Genomic DNA, 17,781 nt, shown 5'->3' with positions numbered 1-17,781 from the left:
GGGTCAGAGGCCGAAGCGGCTCCAGGCGGCCTTGGTCTGGACGGCGTCCAGCAGCGCGCTCGCCGCGGCGGGAGCGCCGATGCCGAGCCGCGCCAGGAGCGGCTTCTTCGGTTCGGCGATCGCGATCTCGGCGTCCGGGTACCGCTCGGTGATCACCTGGCGGAGGCTGCCGACGCCGTCGACGAGACCGAGCTCGACCGCGCGGGCGCCCAGCCAGACGTCCCCGGTGAACAGGTCTTCGGCGCCGGAGAGCCGGTCGCCCCGGCGTTCGGTGACCCAGTCGACGAACAGTTCGTGGAGCTGGCCGTGCATCTTCTTCAGCCACTCGACGTCTTCCGGCTTCTCCGGGCTGAACGGGTCGAGCCGGGACTTGTTCGCCCCCGCGGTGTGCAGCCGCCGCTCGATGCCGAACCGCTCCAGCAGGCCGGTGAACCCGAAGCCGCCGCTGATCACGCCGATGGAGCCGACCATCGACGTCCGGTGCGCGTAGATCTCGTCGGCGGCGCAGGCCAGCCAGTAACCGCCGGACGCGGCGACGTCTTCGGCGAAGGCCAGCACCGGCACGTTCTTCTCGTCGGCGAGCTGGCGGATCCGCTCGGCGACCAGGCCCGACTGCGTCGGCGCGCCACCCGGCGAGTTGATCTGCAGCGCGACGGCCTTCAGCCGCTCGTGCCCGAACGCGCGCGTCAGCGCCGATTCGACGGCGGCGAGGTTGATCGAGCCCCTGGCCAGCGGCGACGGGGTCGGCGTGATCACCCCGTGCAGCTTCACCACGGCGACGACGTCCTTGCGTTCACCCCGATCGCCGATCATCGGGAGACGGGAGGTCAGCTTGTCCGCAACGCTCATACCGCCAGGTTACCGACGTTCACGACGGCAGCACGCCGCTGCGCGAACCGCTCACCCCGCTGGACTCGTTCGGGCCGCCCTGTGGCGGGACGGTGGCGCTGTCGGCGGAGAAGTCCGGCAGATTCGGCCGCACGCCGGGCATGAACTTCGGCACCCGCAGGGTCACCTTCATGCCGGCACCGGGCGCCGTCTCGACCATGAGCGCGTAGTCGCGGCCGAACACCTGCTGCATCCGCTGGTTGATGTTGCCGAGTCCGACGTGCGCGCCCGTGCGGTGCTGGCTGCGGAGATCCGCGAGCTTGGCGGGCTCCATGCCGATGCCGTCGTCCTCGACGCTGATCAGCGCTTCGGCGCCGTAGTCCTCGGCGATCACCGTGACGCAGCCGCCGGACGGCTTCGACGCGAGGCCGTGTTTGACGGCGTTCTCCACCAGCGGCTGGATGATCAGGAACGGGACGACCACCGAGAGCACCTCGGGCGCGATCTTCATCCGCACTTCGAGCCGTCCGCCGAAACGGGCGTTCTCGATGGTCAGGTAGCGGTCGATGTTCCGCAGTTCCTCGGCGAGCGAGGTGAACATGCCCGACGTCCGGAACGAGTAGCGCGTGAAGTCCGCGAAGTCCTGAAGCAGCTCCCGTGCTTCCTCCGGGTCCGTCCGGATCAGCGACGAGATGGTGTTGAGCGCGTTGTAGACGAAGTGCGGCGAGATCTGCGCGCGCAGTGCCTTGATCTCCGCCTGCTGGAGCTGGTTCTTCGATTCGTCCAGACGCGCCAGCTCGAACTGGGTGCAGACGAACTGCGCGACCGCGTCGGCCATCTGCACCAGCCGCCCGCGCGTGCGCCCGACGACCAGCAGCGCGGCCTCGGTCTCGCCCTCGACGATCAGCGGCACGATCACCGCGGTCCGCATCCGGCAGGTGCCGCGGTGGTTGCACGGCATCTTGTCGTGCGCGACGACCTCGCGCCGGTGCTTGCGGATGGCGTTGCCGATGGCGTCGACGAGGTCGACGTAGTGGTCGTTGGCCTCGCCGTCCCACGACAGCAGCGTGCCTTCGCTGTCGGTGATACCGACGGCGACGCAGTCGAGCATCTCCAGAAGCTGGCTGGTGATCTTGTCGGCGACCTGCTCGTCGAGGCCCTCGCGGAGATCCGGTGTCGCCTTCGACATCCGGTGGACGGCCTGCAGCACCGCGTTCTCGACGATGCTCGCGGGACGCCTCAGCTTGATCAGGAGGACGACGACGAGGATCGCGAGCAACAGCGCCACACCCCAAGGGATGATCTGCGCGATTTCGAGCCCGGACACGGCGTCCATGCTCTGCGCTCGACCAACCGGGTGCAAGGCCTGCTCCCCACTTTCCGTTGAGTTGTGACAACTGAGGGTGGGGCCGACCCTACCCAAGACCCGGGCACTGTCCCCATGGTCACTCCCCGTCGCGCGGAGAAGACTGTGCGCAGGCAATCGCTTCCGGGGGAGGAACACAATGCGCGGATCGGGGAAACTCGCGGCGGGGGTGCTGGCGGGGGTCCTGCTGGCGAGCGGGACGGCGGTCGCGGCCGGGGACCCGGTGCGCGCGGCGGTCGGCGATCTGGTCGGCGAAGGGGGATTCCCGGGAGCGGTCGTCCAGGTCCGGACCGGTGAGGCGGTCTCGCGCTTCGGCGCCGGATACGCGAACCAGGCCACGCGCGAACCCGCGGGGCCGCACCACCGGTTCCGGATCGCCAGCAACACCAAGGCGTTCGTCGCCACGGTGGTGCTGCAACTGGCGGGCGAAGGCTCGCTTTCCCTCGACGATCCGGTGGAGCGACGGCTGCCCGGTGTCGTACGCGGACCGGGCTACGAGCCGGAGAAGATCACGCTGCGCATGCTGCTGAACCACACTTCCGGCGTGCACGATCCCCTCGATCCGCATTTCTTCGACCCGTACCTCGTCGAGGGGAACCGGGCGCACATCATCACGCCGCCGGAGGTGATCCGGCGGTCGCTCGCCGACCGGCCCACGTTCGCGCCGGGCACCGGCGTGGAGTACTCGAACACCGGATATCTGTTGCTGGGCAAGGTGATCGAGAAGGTCACCCGCAACGACGTCCGCGAGGAGATCCAGCGGCGGATCCTCGATCCGCTCGGCCTCGGACGGACGTACTTCCCGCTCTGGTCGCCGTTCCTGCGCGGCCCGCATCTGCACGGCTACGACATGCGCGGCGAGGACATGACGGTGTTCAGCCCGTCGTACGACTGGACCGCGGGCGCGATGGTGTCGACCGTCGACGACGTCGCGACGTTCCACCGCGCGTTGCTGGCAGGACGGCTCCTGGCACCCGCGCAACAGGCCGAACTCAAACGGCTCGTGCCGAACGACGAAGGCGGCGCCTACGGGGCGGGGATCGAGACGCTCGACGTGAAATGCGGCGACGGCGTGAAGACGTTCTGGGGCAACACCGGCGCCGGGCCGGGCTTCTTCAGCGTCTCGATGAGCAACGCGGACGGCTCGAAGCAGATCGTGCTCGCGCTGAACGTGTACGACCTCGCCGCGGACGTGCACGGCGGGCAGCGGGTGCCGAAGCCGCCGATGCCCGCGGTGATGGCCGCCCTGTGCTGACCGCATTGGCGGGTCACTTGAGCAGGCGCGACATCCTCCGGTCGGCCAACGGCTTCCCGCCGGTCTGGCAGGTCGGGCAGTACTGGAAGGACTTGTCCGCGAACGAGATCTCGCGGATCGTGTCGCCGCAGACCGGGCACGGCAGCCCGGTGCGCGCATGCACCCGCAGCCCGGACCTCTTCTCGCCCTTGAGCCGGGCCGCGGACTGGCCGACCGACCGCGTCACCGCGCTGGTCAGCACCGCGCTGATGGCTTCGTAGAGCCCGTCGAGCGCCCCTTCGGACAGCTTTCCGGTGGTGGCGTAAGGCGAAAGCTTCGCCATGTGCATGATCTCATCGGAGTAGGCGTTGCCGATCCCGGCGATCAGCGACTGATCGGTGAGCGCCGTCTTCAGCCGTTCGGTGCGTCCGGCGAACAACTTCTCGAGGCCCGTGCGGTCCAGCGAAAGCGCGTCCGGCCCGAGGCGCGCGATACTGGGGACCTCCTTCTCCGGATCACGCACGATCCAGACCGCCAGCCCCTTCTTCGTCCCGGCTTCGGTGAGATCGAAGCCGGGCCCGGCGGCCGCGTCGAGGTGGACGCGCAGCGAGATCGGCCCCTTGCCGGGTTTGAGCGGCGCCGGCGCCAACGCGTCGGACCAGCGCAGCCAGCCCGCCCGCGCCAGGTGGACGACCAGATGGAGCTCCCCGACGACGAGATCGAGGTGCTTGCCGAAGCGGCCGGCACCGGTGACCTCGCGGCCGTGCAGCTCCGTCCACGGCGGTGTCGCCGTCTTCAGCACACTGAGGGACGCCACGTCGACACGGAAGACCGTCTTGCCCACCGCGTGTTCACGCAGGTGGTGAGCGAGCGCTTCGACCTCGGGTAACTCGGGCATGGCCCCAGTCTCGCGCGTTCAGGCCGCCGCGACTACTCCACCGGGTGCAACGGGCCGTCGAAATCCGGCAGCGAGTGCTTCTGGATGGTCTTCGAGATCTTCGAGACCTCGCCGCGCACGGTGAACATGCCGCGGATGGTGCCCACCCAGCGCTCCGAGGGCCGGTCGCCCGCGAGGTCGCCCTCGGTCTCGGCGACGACGGTCCACGGGCGGCGCAGGATCCACCGCAACGGGAAGAACAACGCGACCAGCAGGAGTGCCAGCGGGACCCAGGACGGGATTCTCACGTCGGCGGGGGTCCACATGATGAGCACTATCGCGAGCAGCGCCGTCACGGCGACCATCGCGATACCCGGGCCGTAGCTGCCCGCCACATCGTGCTCGAAATCGTCCGCTGTCGCGGGAGCACGCCATTCCATCTGGGCTCGGACCACCCAGTCACGGCCGTCCTCGCCGTGCACCAGCCGGTTCATTCAGTCGCCTCCCGCGCGGCCGCTCGCTCGTCGTGAGCGAGCTCCACCGTACCGTGACGGGAGCCGGATTCGCGAGAGTTCGAAGGCGATATGCCCGCTCGGGCGTTATGGGCACGTCGGGTAGTCGACACCCGGTTCCGGATAGTGGGAAGTCGGTTCGACCGGGCTCGGCTCGTCCTTCGACGGCTCGCCGGACGGGGTCCCGGTCTCGCTCTCGGGCGTGCCGGTCTCCGGCGAAGTGGACCCTTCCGGGTCGGTCGTCGACTCCGGCGTGTTCGACGGATCCGTCTCGTCCCGGGTGGTCGTCGAGGTCGGGCTCAGCGACTCACCGGGCGGGATGTCGTCCCGTTTCGTGGTGGTCTGGTTCGTGCCGGTGCCCGGTTCCGGGACCTCGTTCCGCGGCGCGGTCTCCTCCTGCGTCGGGTTCTGCTCGTCAGGCGGCTGCACGACGTTCTCGGCGCCGCCGTCACCGGCGTCCCCGCCGCCGACGTCCTGCCGCGACGTGCCGGCACCCGGCAGGCTCGGCAGGTCGGAGACCCCGAGTTCCGCGCCCGTGCCCTGCCCGGTCACGGCGGGCCGGTCGCCCTTGCCGTGCATCCGGTCCTCGGCGATCCGCTGCGGCGGGAGCTCCACCGGCTTGCCTTCGGTGGGCGGCGCGACCTGCGCCGGCAGCAACGCCAGCTCCGGCTGGCCGCCCCCGGACAGGCCGACGGTATGGGTCACGTCGGTGCCGAACACGGCCGGACCGGCGACGATCCCGACCGCGCCCGCGGCGGCCGTCGACGCCACCGCCAGGCCCACCTTCACCTTCGAGCCGAGCAGAAGCCCCTTGACCGACGCGGCGAGCCCGGACAGCGCCCCGCTCGCGTGCGCGCCGGCGGCCGCCGGCACCAGCAAGGCGACGACCCCGGCGTGCGCCCGGAGCGATGAGCAGACGTCACGCAACTCGTCGTGCGTCGCCCGGCAGGACTGGCACCCGATCAGGTGGGTCTTGATCCGGCGGGCCTCGGCCCCGGTGACGCTGCCCGCGGTGAACCCGCCCAGCTTCTCCACCACGGCCCGGCACGAATCCGGCCCGCGGTTCACCGACAGATGCGCCTGGAGGTACGCCGCCCGCAGCCCCTGCCGCGCGCGACGGGCCAGCGCCGCCGTCGCGTTCGCGCTCAACCCGAAATGCGGCGCGACCATGGCCGGCTGCTCGCCTTCGACCTCGGTCTGCCACAACACCGAACGCCACCGCTCCGGCAGACTCGTGAAGGCCGTCGTGATCAGGGAATGTTCGGCCGTGCGGGCATGCGTGTCCGCCCCGGCCCCGGCCCGGAAGGTCAGCTCGTCGTCGCTCACCGGCACGTCACGGCGTGCGCCGTGCCACTCCCACGAGACCCGGCGAGCCACCGTCAGCAGATACGCCCGGACGTAATCCCGCGGCCCGGCGCCCCGGCGCAACGCCTGAAGCACCCGGAAGAAGGTCTCGGCCGTGATGTCCTCCGCCTCCGACCGATCGGCGGCCAGGCTGCGGGCCAGCCGGCGCACGGCGGCGGCGTGAAGTTCGAAAAGCTCCCCGAAGGCGGCGTCCTCCCCGTCACGGAGACGCTGGAGCAATGCCTGCTCGTCGGATTCCGAGGCCGCCTGAAGCGGCACCGTGCCCTGCTCGGTCATCCGGCCAGGCACCTCCTCCCCGAAGGACTCACCATTCGGTCGAATGGGGACACCATACGGAGGTATGCAGCCGTCGTCACCCCTTGTACGCCAGGTGTGACGCCGGAGCACCTGGAGGGGTGGGTCGAAACCGCTACAGAGGGTCGGTGTATGGTTGTTCCACTGCTTCAAACGAGTACCGGAGCAGAGCAACACATGCGGATGTAGCGCAGCTGGTAGCGCATCACCTTGCCAAGGTGAGGGTCGCGGGTTCGAATCCCGTCATCCGCTCGCACGCGGGCACGCGTGCGCAGGTAAAGCCTGCGCCGCAGCGTACTCGCCATAATTCCCAGGGGTCCGAGCCCCTGGAGTCCCAGGTTGCCCGCCCGTCGCCTTCGCGATGGGTTCGCCGGGCGCGTTGATCTTCTTGGTTACTAAGTGCTACAGGTTCGGTGAGTGGGGTCACACGGCTGTAGTAATTCGGATTTGTGCATAGGTCGACCCGCAGACGGAGGTCGTCACCTGGGCGTCGGTACCGATCGTGCTGGTCGGCCTCATCTTCTGGCTCGACGCGAAACTGTTCGCCGGAACCCGGACGCCGCTCGGCTTCCTCAGCGTCGTCCTCGCGGCCGGAATGTTCGCCGCGCTGTGGAGCGGGCTTCCGCGCACCCTGACCGGCCTACGCCGCGCCGGCGTCGTCGCTGGCCTTTCCCCTGGCGCTCTCCGCGAGCACGGTCGAATACTTCGGCGACGGCATGATGGGCATCCGGTGACTCCTCGGACTCGCCCACACCGTCATCGCGATCGCCTTCGCGCACCACGGCAAGCTCGTCCCGCCCTACCCTTCGCCTTCCTGGGGAACCTCGGTCACGGGGTGGCGTTCCAGATGTGGATCGTCCTCGCTCCGATTGACAGGCCGTCGCCGCCCCCGAGGTCAAGGACGCCGGGAACGGCTAAAGCGCGGGCGCTTTGAAGGGGTCGTGCTCGGCGAGGAGCTTGTCGACCCGGGCCTGGTCGACTCTGCTGACGACGGTGTTCTCGTCCTGCCGGTCACGGATGCACTTGGCGAGCGTAAACGCCGAAGTGGTCAGGAAGAGCATGCCGAGAGCGAGGAAGCCACGAACCCAGCCGTCGACCGGCAGATACCAGATGCCGACGACGACCGCGAGCAGCGCCAGGCCGAAAGAAAGGGCGGCCTGGACGAAGAACGCGACGGTGGTGGGTGGCGCTGCGGAGGTTTTCGTCATGCGTACCACGGTCGCGCCGATGGCCCCGCGATGTCTTGAGTACGACTACTCAAGAAGGGGCCGGTTCTCAGAGCCGTCGATCACGGCCGACGCGAGCGGAACCGAGTGAGCGCTTATGCGCTAGTCGCCACCGGAAACCGACCACAAAACGGGTTGCCGTTCCACGAGATAAGCAGAGACCCCTTCCTCCCACGGAAAAAGCCCATTCTCATCCGGCCAATACACCGCCAGTACTGAAAAATCTTCCGTCCTGTAGAAGTTCACAGCCTGCTGAACATATTCCGCATAGAGGGTCTTGTCCAAGAGACGGAAACAGACTTCCTTACCTTCCAGAACAGAATCCGAGCGAATCATATCCCCGAACTCGGCACCGGATCGCACCAGCTCGACCAGGCTGTCAATGATGCCGAACTCTACTTCGATTTCGAGCCCCATGACTAAGACCTCGGAATGCCCGAGCAGGTGTTCGAGCCCCACCGTATAGCTGAAGTCCGACTCATGGTCCTCCTCCGAGAAGACTCCGACCTTATGGTAGCCATACTTCCTGATATCGGAGATCAACCGAACCGCCTGTGGAATTTCGGCCACAGAGCTCTTTCGATCGATCCCACAAAGTTCACATGAATTGTCGTGTTGCATGCTGGTCACCACCACTTATTCGACTTCGCCCGCCTCGCCCGGCGTCTTCGAAGAGCCGCAGGCGTGCTGGACCAAGTAGTGGTTACGGCCACAGGTGGAGCAGTAGTTCGTCTGCCAGGTGGGGTCGACGTAAACCGGATAAGTGGCGTTCGCCATCAGGTCGGCGTCGGGTGTGAGGAGCAGCGACTTGCCCGAGATCTCGGTCTGGACCTTGGCCTGACGGCCACCGGCCGCCGGGCCGCGGACGAAATCCGTCGCGCCGGGTTCGACTCCCGACGAGTCCCACATCAAGGGCGCTTTGGCCAGGAAGACATCGGCACCCTTGGTGTCCTTGACCCGGAGACTGCCGTCGTCGTCCTTGGTGAGCTTGCCGTTCTTCACCGGCACGCCCAGCTTGATCTTCGCGATGGCCGGGTGCTTCGCCGCCTCCGGCGTCTTGATCACGACGACCTCGTGGACCTTGTCCACGTCCACCTCGACCTTGAGGTCGACGCCGGGGAGCACCTCGGGATAGGTGGCGATGGCGCCCGAAACGACCGGCTGCGGAAGCACCCCTGGCCAGTCGAGCCCTACCGACGTGCCCTTGGCGCTCAACTGCAGCAGGGGTGCGGTTCCCGCGGTCTGAACGTCCCCGCGACGACCTGCGGAAAGGGAGATATCGGCCATCGCGGCCTTCGGCGACAACCCGTTCGGCCCAGAGCTCAGAGTCGAGTCGGCCGGGATCCAGCCACCGTCACGAGGGACCCGGACCGGGCGGGTGTTCTGCGTCAAGGTCACGGAGCCATCCGGGTTCGCGAAGGATTCCGAACGCTCGGAGGTCAGGTCGTCGATCCGGACCTTCTTCCGGCCCTCCTTGGCGAATTGCGTCGCGGCCGCGGTATCGGGAGCGGAATCCGGCACCATCGACGGCGCGGAGGTCGCAGCGACCCCCGGATACGCGAAAGCCGTGGCTGGGAATACCCCCAGAGCCACGGCCGACACCAAGACGACGACACCGAGACGCGATCTCAGGCACGACGATCTCACGGCGAATCCCCCTCGTTCAGCGGGGATATGCCACCCGCACCCGGATGAACTCTGTCCTATTCGGACGGGCGGGGATAGCAGCCGAACAGCCTAATTCGATCACTCACGAAAAGCGCTGGCCAGACAGCTCAGATCTCGTAACCGTCCATCACGGTCGGCGCGACCGGCGACAGGTGCTCGTCGCCGCGTTCGGTGACCAGGCCGCGGGCCATCCGGTACACCTTGAACTCGTTGTCGTGGTCGGGATCCTGGTCGTCCCAGACGTGCAGGAGACCGTAGGAGCCGGGCGCGAGGTCGCCGACGCGGGTGAACAGGTCCACCAGCTCGGGCGCGATCGCCGTGCCGTGTTTGTCCATGCCGCCCAGGTGCAGCACCGGCACCCCGGCGGCCCAGCGGAGGTCGAGCAGGTCGGCGTCGCCGAAGTCGCGGACGGCGCGATGCACCCGCTCGACGATGCGCTCGAGCAGCGCCGCGTCGTCGTCACCGGAAGGGCTCGCTTGGATGGTCACCCACCCGTGGTATTCGAACACCTGCCTGAGTTTAGGCAGGTCCGCCCGCCATCACGGCCGGCGCCCCGTCGCGCCGCAGCGCGTTCTTGAAAATCTGCCCGCCGTGCTTCTCGAAGGCGGGCACGAGCTTCTCGCCGTACACGCACAACGTCCGTTCCCACGGGTGCCCGAGCGTGCCGAAGCGGAAGTCGTTCGCCAGGAACATGTGGTAGTCCGTGCGCGGGAACACCGGGACCGGCCACGGGTCGAGCGCGGCGTGCCGATGCGGGTAGAAGCGGTACGACTGGTGCTGCCAGTGCAGCACCCAGACCCACTCGTCCTCGGCGACGCAGTCCTTCAGCGCCGCGAGCGCGACGCGCGCGACGTCGTTCTGCTCGACGGCGTACGGGCCGAGCCGGAATTCCGGTGACGAACGGTCGAGGCCGCCGGGGGCGAGGTCCCAGGCGACGGACGGGGCGGGTTCACGGAAGCCGGGCCAGGCGTGCGCGTAGGTGCTCGGCCAGAACGCGAGCTTGTCGTAGACCCAGTACCAGGCGGGCTCATCTGCGACCCTGGAGATGGCTTCCCAAGCGTTGTTCACGAGCGACCCTCGGTGGTTCGGCCGGTTAAGACTGGGAAAGCTTCGTGTTCAGGGCCCAAGTTGTCCAGCTCGTGGGCACACTCCGCGAAACTGTCACCTGATCAGGTGTCTTGCGTCGCCGCCGGAACCGTGAGAATGACGGTGCGTGAACGGCGAGCCCACCGAACGCGGGCTCGCCGTCGTCCGATCACGCGGCCGCCTCCCAAAGACTCATGAAGGCCGAAGCCTCACTCCGCACCCATGGCCGCACCTTGTCGCGATCGCGCGGCGACAACGCGAACTCCTTCGAGCGCCGGACGTCGACCACCAGCGGCCGCCCGCCCGGCCGCAGCTCCTCCATCGTCTGTTCGAGCAGCCACAGCACCATCTGCGCGGCATCCCGGCTCAACGGCTCCTCCTTGAAGTAGAGCCAGGTGACGTACACGGGGCCGTCGCCCTTGCGCAGGCCGAGATGAGGATTGATGCCCACCTCGAGCGAGCCGAGCCGCCATCGCGACCGGCCGACCTCCGCCAGCCGCAGGTCACGCCTGCCGACGTAGCGCAGCCAGCCGTTGGCGATCTCGGCGTAGTGCGGCCGCGTGCGCTCGTCCGCGTTCTCGACCAGTGCCCGCAGCACCTCGCGATCCCGGCCGGAGATCCGCCCGGCACGGATCGCGTTCGCGGCGCGGAGGTAGAAGTTGAACCCGCCCCGGGCCGGGTCCTCGTACTGGCGGCGCCAGCGCCGGACGAACGAGGAACGCGAAGGACCCGAGCTCGTGCTGTACCCCACGAACGTGGGCAGGGTGATGTAGGCCATCCGTGTCTGCCTTTCGCCGCTGTTCCTGCTGTACAACGACCATTTTAGAACACATGTACGACAGAAAACGGGGCTTTACGGGTGACGCGGCGAAGGAGGCCAGGGCCCTTCGAGCAGCTCGGCCGATTCCTCGAGGATCGGCACCTCGCAGACGTCCCTCGGGGTGAGGTCGGTCGGGATCCAGCCGTCGAGCATCGCCGACCACCGCGCGATCCCGCGCAACGACGGCGGCGACCCGAGCAACTCGCCCACCTCGCTGACCAGCGCGCCGCCTGCCGCGGGCGAAAGACGGCCTTCGACCATCGCGGTGAGCCAGCCGTGGATCAGCAGCCAGCGGGCGGCCGTCGGATCGGCGGGCAGTTCGAGCCCGAGTTCGTCGACGACCTGGCCGAACGCCTTGTCGACGGCGGCTTCGGCGGAGGATTCGAGCCCGGCGAGCAAGGCGAGGGACGGGGTGTCGAGTCCGGCGACGATCGCGTCCAGGCCCGCCTCCACCAGATGGGAGGTGCGGACGTCACGTCCGGCGAGCCTGCCGATGGCCAGCTCGCGCAGCGCGCCGCGACACGCGTCGATTTCCGTCACCCGGCACTTCCCACGTCCGCCACCGTACCGCTCCGGACAGTGCTGGACCTGCGCCGAAACGGACGCAAGAATGAGAAAGACCAATATCAACCACCCGTCCGGGTCATGCGACACTGGCTGCCCACACCCGGCGGCAGGGGGCTAAATGAGCTGGCAGGACGAGCTTCGGCAGCTGGATGTCGAGCTGGCCTCAGGCCGTATCGGGCACACCGAACACCGCAAGAGGCGCGACGAGCTCCTCGCGGAGGCGTCGGGTGGCGCGATGCCGTCGCCGGTCGCCTCGCCGTTGCGTCATCCGGCCGGGCCGTGGCACAGCACCAATCCGGCCGCCAGACCGGCCGAGCTTCCCACCGTCACGCTCCCGCCGGTGCCGCCGCCCTCCGCCGAGCCGCGCGAAGCTCCGACGAGCGAGCCCCCGAAGGGCAGACGCGCCCTGCCCAGCCTCCCCGACCACAAGACCACGGCGCCGTCGCCCGCCGACATCAACCCGACGGTGTACCTGCGCGCCGAGCCGCCCCAGCCCCTGCGTGATCCGGGCACCCGGCAGCTGCCCCGCAACCTGCCGTCGCTGGCCCCCGACGACGCCGTTCCGCAGCACCGCGCTCCGGCCCTGGAGGACTACGCCGTCGTCGGCAAGAAGAAACCGACCTGGCTGTTCATCGCCGCCGGCGTGCTGGTCGTGCTGGGGCTGATCATCGGCGGCACCGTGTGGCTCGGGGCGCCGAAGGGCGGCGATCAGCAGTCGCCACCCGCCATCGCGCAGGCACCGGACGCACTCGGCGGACCGGGGGCCGCCCAGCCGGAGCCCGCTCTCGAGGACCGCGTTCCGGCGTTGCCGGGCTCGCCGCTCCCCGAGAACTCCACGGTCTCGCTCGACAAAGGGGTCGAGCTGAAGCTCTTCCAGAAGGAGTCCGCGCAGATCTTCGCCCAGCACGGCGTCACCAGCGTCGTCTTCCGTGGATCCAGCGACGGCGACACCGGCTATCTCGCGTACGCCGTCCCCACGCGATCGGACGAAGACGCGAAGGCCGTCGTCGCCTACCTGATGCAGGCTTCCCAGGCGGGCGGATTCGCCCTGCGGCCGGGCGACCCCGAGGTCGTCACCGGGCGCGACGGGGCCCGCCGCCTGGACGGCACGTGGTACACCTCGGGCAAGGTCGCCGTCGGGCTGTGGGCGTCGCAGCCGTTCAACCTGGACAAGAACAAGCTGCGCACCAGCCTCGACAAGACACGCGCCACCTTCAAGGCGGCGCTGCCGCCGAGCTGATCAGGCCTGGCCACCCGGTTCGAGGACGCCGGCGAGGGTCCGCCGGGCCAGTTCCGCACCGAACCGGCTCTCCACCACGGTCTTGCCCTCCTCGGACAGGCGAGCCCACAGCTTGTCGTCCTCGAGCAGGGTGACGATCCGGTCGGCGAGTTCCGCGGCCGTCTCCCCGATCAGGACGTCCCGACCGTGTGTGAGGTGCATGCCCTCGGCAGCGAGTGAGGTCGCGACGACGGGCACGCCGTAACCGAGGCTCTCGCCGAGCTTCCCCTTCACCCCCGCCCCGAACCGCAGCGGCGCGACGACCACTCGCGCGGTCTGGTACACCTCGTCGAGGTCCGGCACCCAGCCCCGCACGACGACGCCGTCGCGTTCGAGTTCGAGCACCGCGGGCGGTGGGTTGCTGCCGACGATCCGCGCGACCGCGTCGGGCCTGCGCTCGCGCACGAGCGGCATGATCTCGGTGGCGAGCCAGTGTGCGGCGTCCTGATTCGGCGTGTGATCGAAGCCGCCGACGAAGACGACCCCGTCGCGACCGTCGGGAACCGACGCGGCGCCGTCGGCATAGTGCACGTTCGACAGCACCTCGACCCTGGCCGACGGGACGAGTTCCCGCAGAAGCTCACGTTCGACGTCGGACACGACGAAGGTGACGTCGGCGATCCGGGTCAGGCCCAGTTCCGACTCCCGCAGCACTTCCGCGCGCCGGCGCAAGGTCACCTCTTCGCTCGTGTCACCGAGTTGCGCGGCCAGATCGGCCTGCCGGGTGAGCCGGACGAAGTGCAGATCGACGGTGTCGTAGGCGATGGTGCAGTTCGGCGCGTGCTGCCGGACCTGCTCGATCAGCTGCCAGGCGACATGCGGCCGCGACAGCACGGCCAGCCGCAGGTCGGGGCCCGCGTCGCGCAGGAACCCCAGCTGCTCGTCCAGGCCGGTGATCACGGTGACGCCCATGCGGTACAGCTGGTTCGCGTACGGCTCCGGCAACGCGTTGTTGAACGGCATGAAGACGACGCGCTGCCCCAGCCCGGTGAGCAGCTCGAGGATCCTGGCCATCCGCACCGACCCGGAATCCTTGTCCGGTGTGGGGACCTGGTGGTCGACCACGAGCACGGTGCCACCGCGATGGCCGTCCTCGGTGCGCTGCCGTGCCGCCCAGACCGCGCGCGCACTGGCCGACGGGAGGTGGTCGCGCAGCTGGACGCTCCACTTGTCCACGAACACGCTGCGGTTCAGTTCCTGATGCCGCTTGACCCCGGAGGCGAGGTCGGTTCCGTTCGAGATGCCCTCATGGTGGACGACCACGGACGTCGGCTGCACCATCGTCCGGAACCCGGCCGCCCGCACGGCGAACGCGAGGTCGGTGTCCTCGTAGTAGGCGGGCGAGAACCGCTCGTCGAACCCGCCGATCCGCTCGAACAGCTGGCGGCGGACCAGTACGGCGGCCCCGGAGCAGTAGTCGACGTCACGCAGTGCCTGGAACCAGGGCAGGTCCGGGTTCTGCAGCCTGCCGTAGTTCCAGCCGGAGCCGTCGGCCCAGATGATCCCGCCGCATTCCTGCAGCCTGCCGTCCGGGTAGACCAGCTTCGAGCCGACGAGCCCGACGTCCGGCCGGGTTTCGACGACGTCGACCAGTTCGTCCAGCCAGCCGGGCCGGACCTCGGTGTCGTTGTTGAGGAACATGACGAAGTCGCCGCGCGCGTGTTCGGCGCCGAGATTGCACGCGCCGACGAAGCCGAGGTTCCGCGGCGCCCGCACCAGCCGGATCCCGGCGCACCCGGCGACCCGGTCGGCGGAGTCGTCGCGCGACGCGTCGTCGACCACGATGACCTCGAACGGGGTGGCGGGCAGGTGACGCTGGATCGAGTCCAGGCAGGCACGCGTGTAGGACCAGTTGCCGTAGACCGGGATGACGACGCTGACGATCGGCTCGTCGCTGGTGGTGACCGCCACCGGGCCGGGTACGGCCGCCGCGATCGGGTCCGCTCCCGTGGGACGGCCGAGCGCCGTCTCGTAGAAGTCACGCAGGCGGGTGCCCCGGGGAGCGAACTTTTCGACCGCGCCGCGGTACGTGCCGAGCACACGCTGGACGAGCGCGGACTGCTCGGCCCGCAGCCGGGAGTTCTCCGCGGCCAGGCGACCGACCGTCTCGCTGAGCTGGACGTTGTTCCGGCCGAGCCACCGCAGCCGGTCTCGATCGTTGGCCGCCTTCCGCTGCAGCAGGCCGAGTTCGTTCGCGGCCCGGCGGTGTTCGGCGCGGGCGCTCTCGGCACGGGCGGTCGCCTCGTCGCGTTCCTCCACCGCACGCCGTTCGGCGGCCGTGATCTCCGCGATTTCGCCCGCCTGCCGGGCGGCCTGTTCGCCTGCCCGGCGCAGCCCGTCCTCGGCACGGCCCAGCGCGACACGTGCCCGCTCCGCCTCGGCCGCGTGCGCCTCCGCGGCGGCGTTGGCCTTGGCGACCAGCGTCAGATGCGGGTCCACCAGCATGGAAGCGTTCGGCAGGGTGATCGGCGCCGAGGACGCGACCGCGACGAAGTACGTGTGCGGCACACCGTCGGCGACGTGCCACTCGTCACCGTCGCCCGGCTCGAGCCGGAACAGCTCGGCCGCCGAGGTTCCGCCGTCGTGGATCAGCGAGCCGACCGCGACGTTCTGCCGCAACAGGGTGACGTGCTCGAAGCTCTTCCCCAGCAGCGTCCGGAAGGCCGACTCGGTCAGCTCGTGGACGTGGAACGGGTTCTGGTTGCCGTGGTCGTGGGTGTACACGGCGAGATCCGGGGTGCTGCACAGGAAGATCCCGCCCGGCGCGAGCCGCGCACGGACGAGGGCCATCATCTCTTCCTGCGCCTCGACGTGCTCGATCGCTTCGAAACAGGTGATCAGCTCGAACGGCTCCGTGCCCGCGAGCGCCTCCGGGTCGGTGATCGAACCGACCTCGAAGGTGACCTCCGGATAGCGGGCGCGAGCATGGTCCACGGTGGCCGGATCGATCTCCAGCCCGACCACCTCGGCCGCGGACCCGGCGAGCAGAGCGCTGCCGTAGCCCTCGCCGCTGGCGAGGTCGAGCACCCGTTTCCCGGCGGCGAACCGGGTGGCGAACGCGTAGCGGTGATAGTGCTCGTAGATCACCTGGATGTCGTCGACCCACGGCACGCACCGCTCGCCGGTCCACTCGATCAACCGCTCACCAGGAGTCCCCTTGCCCATGACGAGGAGACTATCCGCTGCCCATGACGAGGAGACTATCCGCCGGGGAAACCCGTCTTCACATTCGCCTCCGGCGGCGAGCACGCCCCAGCTACGATCGCGGGTGTGTTCGTCAATCCCCCACCGACTTCGTCCGGGCAGGCAGAGCTGCTCCAGACCCCGGAGTCGTGGTTGCCGAACGAGCACAGCCTTTACCGGCCACGGCACAGCAGGCGGCAGCGGACGGCGCTGACCTGCGGGCTCGTCTTCTTCTTCGTCCCCGTGCTCCTGCTGGTCGTCGGTGTCCGGACCGAGCCGTTCGAAAACCGCCCGCTACGCGAATTCCCCGGTTTCGGCGACGGCTGGAGCTTCTTCACCGGGCTGTCCGGCTGGGCGACCGACCACCTCCCGTTGCGCAAAGCCGCGGTGAACGCGGCCGACGACATCAGTACCGGCGTCTTCGGCGACCCACCCGGCGCCGCGGCCGGTGCGCAGGACAGCTCGGCGGGGATCCCGAGCAAGGGACGAGTGCCGAAGGGGCCGCAGGCCTACCCGCAGGTGATCGCCGGCAAGGACGGCTGGTTGTACCTCGGCGAGGACATGCACACCCGGTGCGAGCCGGTGCTGGATCTCGACCGGGTGATCTCGGCGTTGAACCGGTTACGTCAGGCGGTCGAGGCGTCGGGACGCCGGTTCGAGCTCGTCTTCGCGCCCGACAAGTCCAGCATGAAGCCGGCGCACCTCCCGGACCACTACGCCGGTCACGACTGCGCGCCACCGCGGACGGCCGAGTTCTGGGGCAAGGTGCCCGCCGCGACCAGGGCGATCGATCTGCGTAACCCGCTCGCCGATGCCGAGCGGCGCCTCGGCCGGTCGGTGTACGACCCGCACGACACCCACTGGACGTTCGAAGCCGGGCTCACCATGACCTACGCGCTCGCGCAGGCGATCACGCCCGGGGTCACCGCGACCTGGCAGGCGAAGGAGAGCGGTTTCCGGTCGTGGCCCGCCGACCTCGAACGGCTGCTGGGGCGGTCGGTGGACCGCAACCTGCGGGCCTACGCGCTGGCACCGGACGGCGGTGCCGATCGGACGCGGTACCTCGCCAGCGACTTCAAGACCCCGCTGCGGCTGACCCAGGCCGACACCACCCGCGGCACCGTCAAGCCCAATACGGCGGTGGTCGCCGATTCGTTCAGCCAGTTCGCCAGCCCGTTCCTGGCCGCCACCTGCAAGGATCTGACGATCGTCCACAGCGACACGGTGGCCGGGGGTGACGCCGGTACGCTGAAGGATCTGTTCGAAGACCGCGACGTCGTCGTGTTCGAATTCGTGGAGCGCAACGTCATCGGCGGGTCGTCGGCGCTCCTGCGTGATCAGACCATCGACCAGCTCGCCAAGGTCCTCGCGCAAACACCGAGGTGAGCCGGGCGGCGGGCGGGATCGGGCGTCCGAATATTACGACTCGGTGGTGGGCCGCGACGCCCCGACGACCCCCGTGCACAATGTGCCCGG

Annotated in this window: 16 protein-coding genes and 1 tRNA gene; 4 read left to right on the top strand and 13 right to left on the bottom strand. The window is 69.1% G+C overall.

Going from position 1 to position 17,781, the window contains the following annotated elements:
- Window positions 1–3: 3 nt before the first annotated feature.
- Together ACZ1DY_RS00795 and ACZ1DY_RS00790 are read right to left on the bottom strand one after the other, a co-directional pair.
- Window positions 4–849 (bottom strand): S49 family peptidase, encoded by an 846-nt coding sequence (locus tag ACZ1DY_RS00795; protein ID WP_465483315.1) that lies wholly within the window; start codon window positions 847–849, stop codon window positions 4–6.
- Between the two features lie 19 nt (window positions 850–868).
- Window positions 869–2,164, bottom strand: coding sequence for a histidine kinase (locus tag ACZ1DY_RS00790; RefSeq protein WP_125679199.1), 1,296 nt, complete (start codon window positions 2,162–2,164; stop codon window positions 869–871).
- A gap of 169 nt (window positions 2,165–2,333) precedes the next feature.
- On the opposite strand from ACZ1DY_RS00790, the gene ACZ1DY_RS00785 reads away from it, so the two are divergent.
- Complete coding sequence (locus ACZ1DY_RS00785; RefSeq protein WP_465483314.1) at window positions 2,334–3,449, top strand: serine hydrolase domain-containing protein; 1,116 nt, start codon at window positions 2,334–2,336, stop codon at window positions 3,447–3,449.
- A gap of 13 nt (window positions 3,450–3,462) precedes the next feature.
- On the opposite strand, the gene ACZ1DY_RS00780 is transcribed toward ACZ1DY_RS00785, so the two are convergent.
- The 3 genes from ACZ1DY_RS00780 to ACZ1DY_RS00770 all read right to left on the bottom strand — a co-directional run bounded on the left by ACZ1DY_RS00780 (window position 3,463) and on the right by ACZ1DY_RS00770 (window position 6,458).
- Complete coding sequence (locus tag ACZ1DY_RS00780) at window positions 3,463–4,326, bottom strand: Fpg/Nei family DNA glycosylase (RefSeq protein ID WP_465483313.1); 864 nt, start codon at window positions 4,324–4,326, stop codon at window positions 3,463–3,465.
- Window positions 4,327–4,358: 32 nt separating this feature from the next.
- Complete coding sequence (locus ACZ1DY_RS00775) at window positions 4,359–4,799, bottom strand: hypothetical protein (RefSeq protein WP_034309559.1); 441 nt, start codon at window positions 4,797–4,799, stop codon at window positions 4,359–4,361.
- A 105-nt stretch (window positions 4,800–4,904) separates the two neighbouring features.
- Window positions 4,905–6,458 carry a sigma-70 family RNA polymerase sigma factor gene (locus ACZ1DY_RS00770; protein ID WP_257483632.1) on the bottom strand — a complete coding sequence of 518 codons (1,554 nt, stop codon included), beginning with the start codon at window positions 6,456–6,458 and terminating at the stop codon, window positions 4,905–4,907.
- A 197-nt stretch (window positions 6,459–6,655) separates the two neighbouring features.
- Between ACZ1DY_RS00770 and ACZ1DY_RS00765 the strand changes: the two genes are divergently transcribed.
- Window positions 6,656–6,728, top strand: a tRNA-Gly gene (locus ACZ1DY_RS00765).
- Window positions 6,729–7,390: 662 nt separating this feature from the next.
- On the opposite strand, the gene ACZ1DY_RS00760 is transcribed toward ACZ1DY_RS00765, so the two are convergent.
- The 7 genes from ACZ1DY_RS00760 to ACZ1DY_RS00730 all read right to left on the bottom strand — a co-directional run bounded on the left by ACZ1DY_RS00760 (window position 7,391) and on the right by ACZ1DY_RS00730 (window position 11,816).
- Window positions 7,391–7,684 carry a YiaA/YiaB family inner membrane protein gene (locus ACZ1DY_RS00760; protein ID WP_465483312.1) on the bottom strand — a complete coding sequence of 98 codons (294 nt, stop codon included), beginning with the start codon at window positions 7,682–7,684 and terminating at the stop codon, window positions 7,391–7,393.
- A gap of 120 nt (window positions 7,685–7,804) precedes the next feature.
- A complete protein-coding gene (locus tag ACZ1DY_RS00755) occupies window positions 7,805–8,323 on the bottom strand; it encodes a DUF4262 domain-containing protein (protein ID WP_465483311.1) in 519 nt (172 codons plus the stop codon).
- Window positions 8,324–8,338: 15 nt separating this feature from the next.
- Window positions 8,339–9,295, bottom strand: coding sequence for a hypothetical protein (locus ACZ1DY_RS00750; protein ID WP_465483310.1), 957 nt, complete (start codon window positions 9,293–9,295; stop codon window positions 8,339–8,341).
- Between the two features lie 182 nt (window positions 9,296–9,477).
- Window positions 9,478–9,879: an immunity 7 family protein gene (locus tag ACZ1DY_RS00745; protein ID WP_126732528.1), complete on the bottom strand. Its 402-nt coding sequence runs from the start codon at window positions 9,877–9,879 to the stop codon at window positions 9,478–9,480.
- 10 nt (window positions 9,880–9,889) lie between these two features.
- Window positions 9,890–10,438, bottom strand: a complete 549-nt coding sequence (locus tag ACZ1DY_RS00740; protein ID WP_126732529.1) for a DUF2716 domain-containing protein — start codon at window positions 10,436–10,438, stop codon at window positions 9,890–9,892.
- 187 nt (window positions 10,439–10,625) lie between these two features.
- The gene (locus ACZ1DY_RS00735; protein ID WP_465483309.1) at window positions 10,626–11,234 is read right to left on the bottom strand and encodes a hypothetical protein; all 609 of its coding nucleotides are present in this window, start codon (window positions 11,232–11,234) and stop codon (window positions 10,626–10,628) included.
- A 75-nt stretch (window positions 11,235–11,309) separates the two neighbouring features.
- The gene (locus ACZ1DY_RS00730; RefSeq protein ID WP_126732531.1) at window positions 11,310–11,816 is read right to left on the bottom strand and encodes a hypothetical protein; all 507 of its coding nucleotides are present in this window, start codon (window positions 11,814–11,816) and stop codon (window positions 11,310–11,312) included.
- Window positions 11,817–11,961: 145 nt separating this feature from the next.
- On the opposite strand from ACZ1DY_RS00730, the gene ACZ1DY_RS00725 reads away from it, so the two are divergent.
- The gene (locus ACZ1DY_RS00725; protein ID WP_465483308.1) at window positions 11,962–13,083 is read left to right on the top strand and encodes a hypothetical protein; all 1,122 of its coding nucleotides are present in this window, start codon (window positions 11,962–11,964) and stop codon (window positions 13,081–13,083) included.
- Here the strand turns inward: ACZ1DY_RS00725 and ACZ1DY_RS00720 are convergent, their stop codons facing one another.
- The gene (locus ACZ1DY_RS00720) at window positions 13,084–16,287 is read right to left on the bottom strand and encodes a glycosyltransferase (RefSeq protein ID WP_465483307.1); all 3,204 of its coding nucleotides are present in this window, start codon (window positions 16,285–16,287) and stop codon (window positions 13,084–13,086) included.
- Between the two features lie 105 nt (window positions 16,288–16,392).
- Between ACZ1DY_RS00720 and ACZ1DY_RS00715 the strand changes: the two genes are divergently transcribed.
- Window positions 16,393–17,691, top strand: a complete 1,299-nt coding sequence (locus ACZ1DY_RS00715) for an alginate O-acetyltransferase AlgX-related protein (RefSeq protein ID WP_257483623.1) — start codon at window positions 16,393–16,395, stop codon at window positions 17,689–17,691.
- Window positions 17,692–17,781 lie beyond the last annotated feature (90 nt).

It is taken from the genome of Amycolatopsis sp. PSD-21 (assembly GCF_055561455.1).
The sequence above is the reverse complement of the archived record's forward strand: the minus strand, read 5'-3'. Positions and strand labels throughout refer to the sequence as shown.

Excerpts from the sequence above, each read along its gene's own strand:
- ACZ1DY_RS00795 (WP_465483315.1), bottom strand. The coding sequence starts at position 849 with ATGAGCGTTGCGGACAAGCTGACCTCCCGTCTCCCGATGATCGGCGAT.
- ACZ1DY_RS00790 (WP_125679199.1), bottom strand. The coding sequence starts at position 2,164 with ATGGACGCCGTGTCCGGGCTCGAAATCGCGCAGATCATCCCTTGGGGT.
- ACZ1DY_RS00785 (WP_465483314.1), top strand. The coding sequence starts at position 2,334 with ATGCGCGGATCGGGGAAACTCGCGGCGGGGGTGCTGGCGGGGGTCCTG.
- ACZ1DY_RS00780 (WP_465483313.1), bottom strand. The coding sequence starts at position 4,326 with ATGCCCGAGTTACCCGAGGTCGAAGCGCTCGCTCACCACCTGCGTGAA.
- ACZ1DY_RS00775 (WP_034309559.1), bottom strand. The coding sequence starts at position 4,799 with ATGAACCGGCTGGTGCACGGCGAGGACGGCCGTGACTGGGTGGTCCGA.
- ACZ1DY_RS00770 (WP_257483632.1), bottom strand. The coding sequence starts at position 6,458 with ATGACCGAGCAGGGCACGGTGCCGCTTCAGGCGGCCTCGGAATCCGAC.
- ACZ1DY_RS00760 (WP_465483312.1), bottom strand. The coding sequence starts at position 7,684 with ATGACGAAAACCTCCGCAGCGCCACCCACCACCGTCGCGTTCTTCGTC.
- ACZ1DY_RS00755 (WP_465483311.1), bottom strand. The coding sequence starts at position 8,323 with ATGCAACACGACAATTCATGTGAACTTTGTGGGATCGATCGAAAGAGC.
- ACZ1DY_RS00735 (WP_465483309.1), bottom strand. The coding sequence starts at position 11,234 with ATGGCCTACATCACCCTGCCCACGTTCGTGGGGTACAGCACGAGCTCG.
- ACZ1DY_RS00725 (WP_465483308.1), top strand. The coding sequence starts at position 11,962 with ATGAGCTGGCAGGACGAGCTTCGGCAGCTGGATGTCGAGCTGGCCTCA.
- ACZ1DY_RS00720 (WP_465483307.1), bottom strand. The coding sequence starts at position 16,287 with ATGGGCAAGGGGACTCCTGGTGAGCGGTTGATCGAGTGGACCGGCGAG.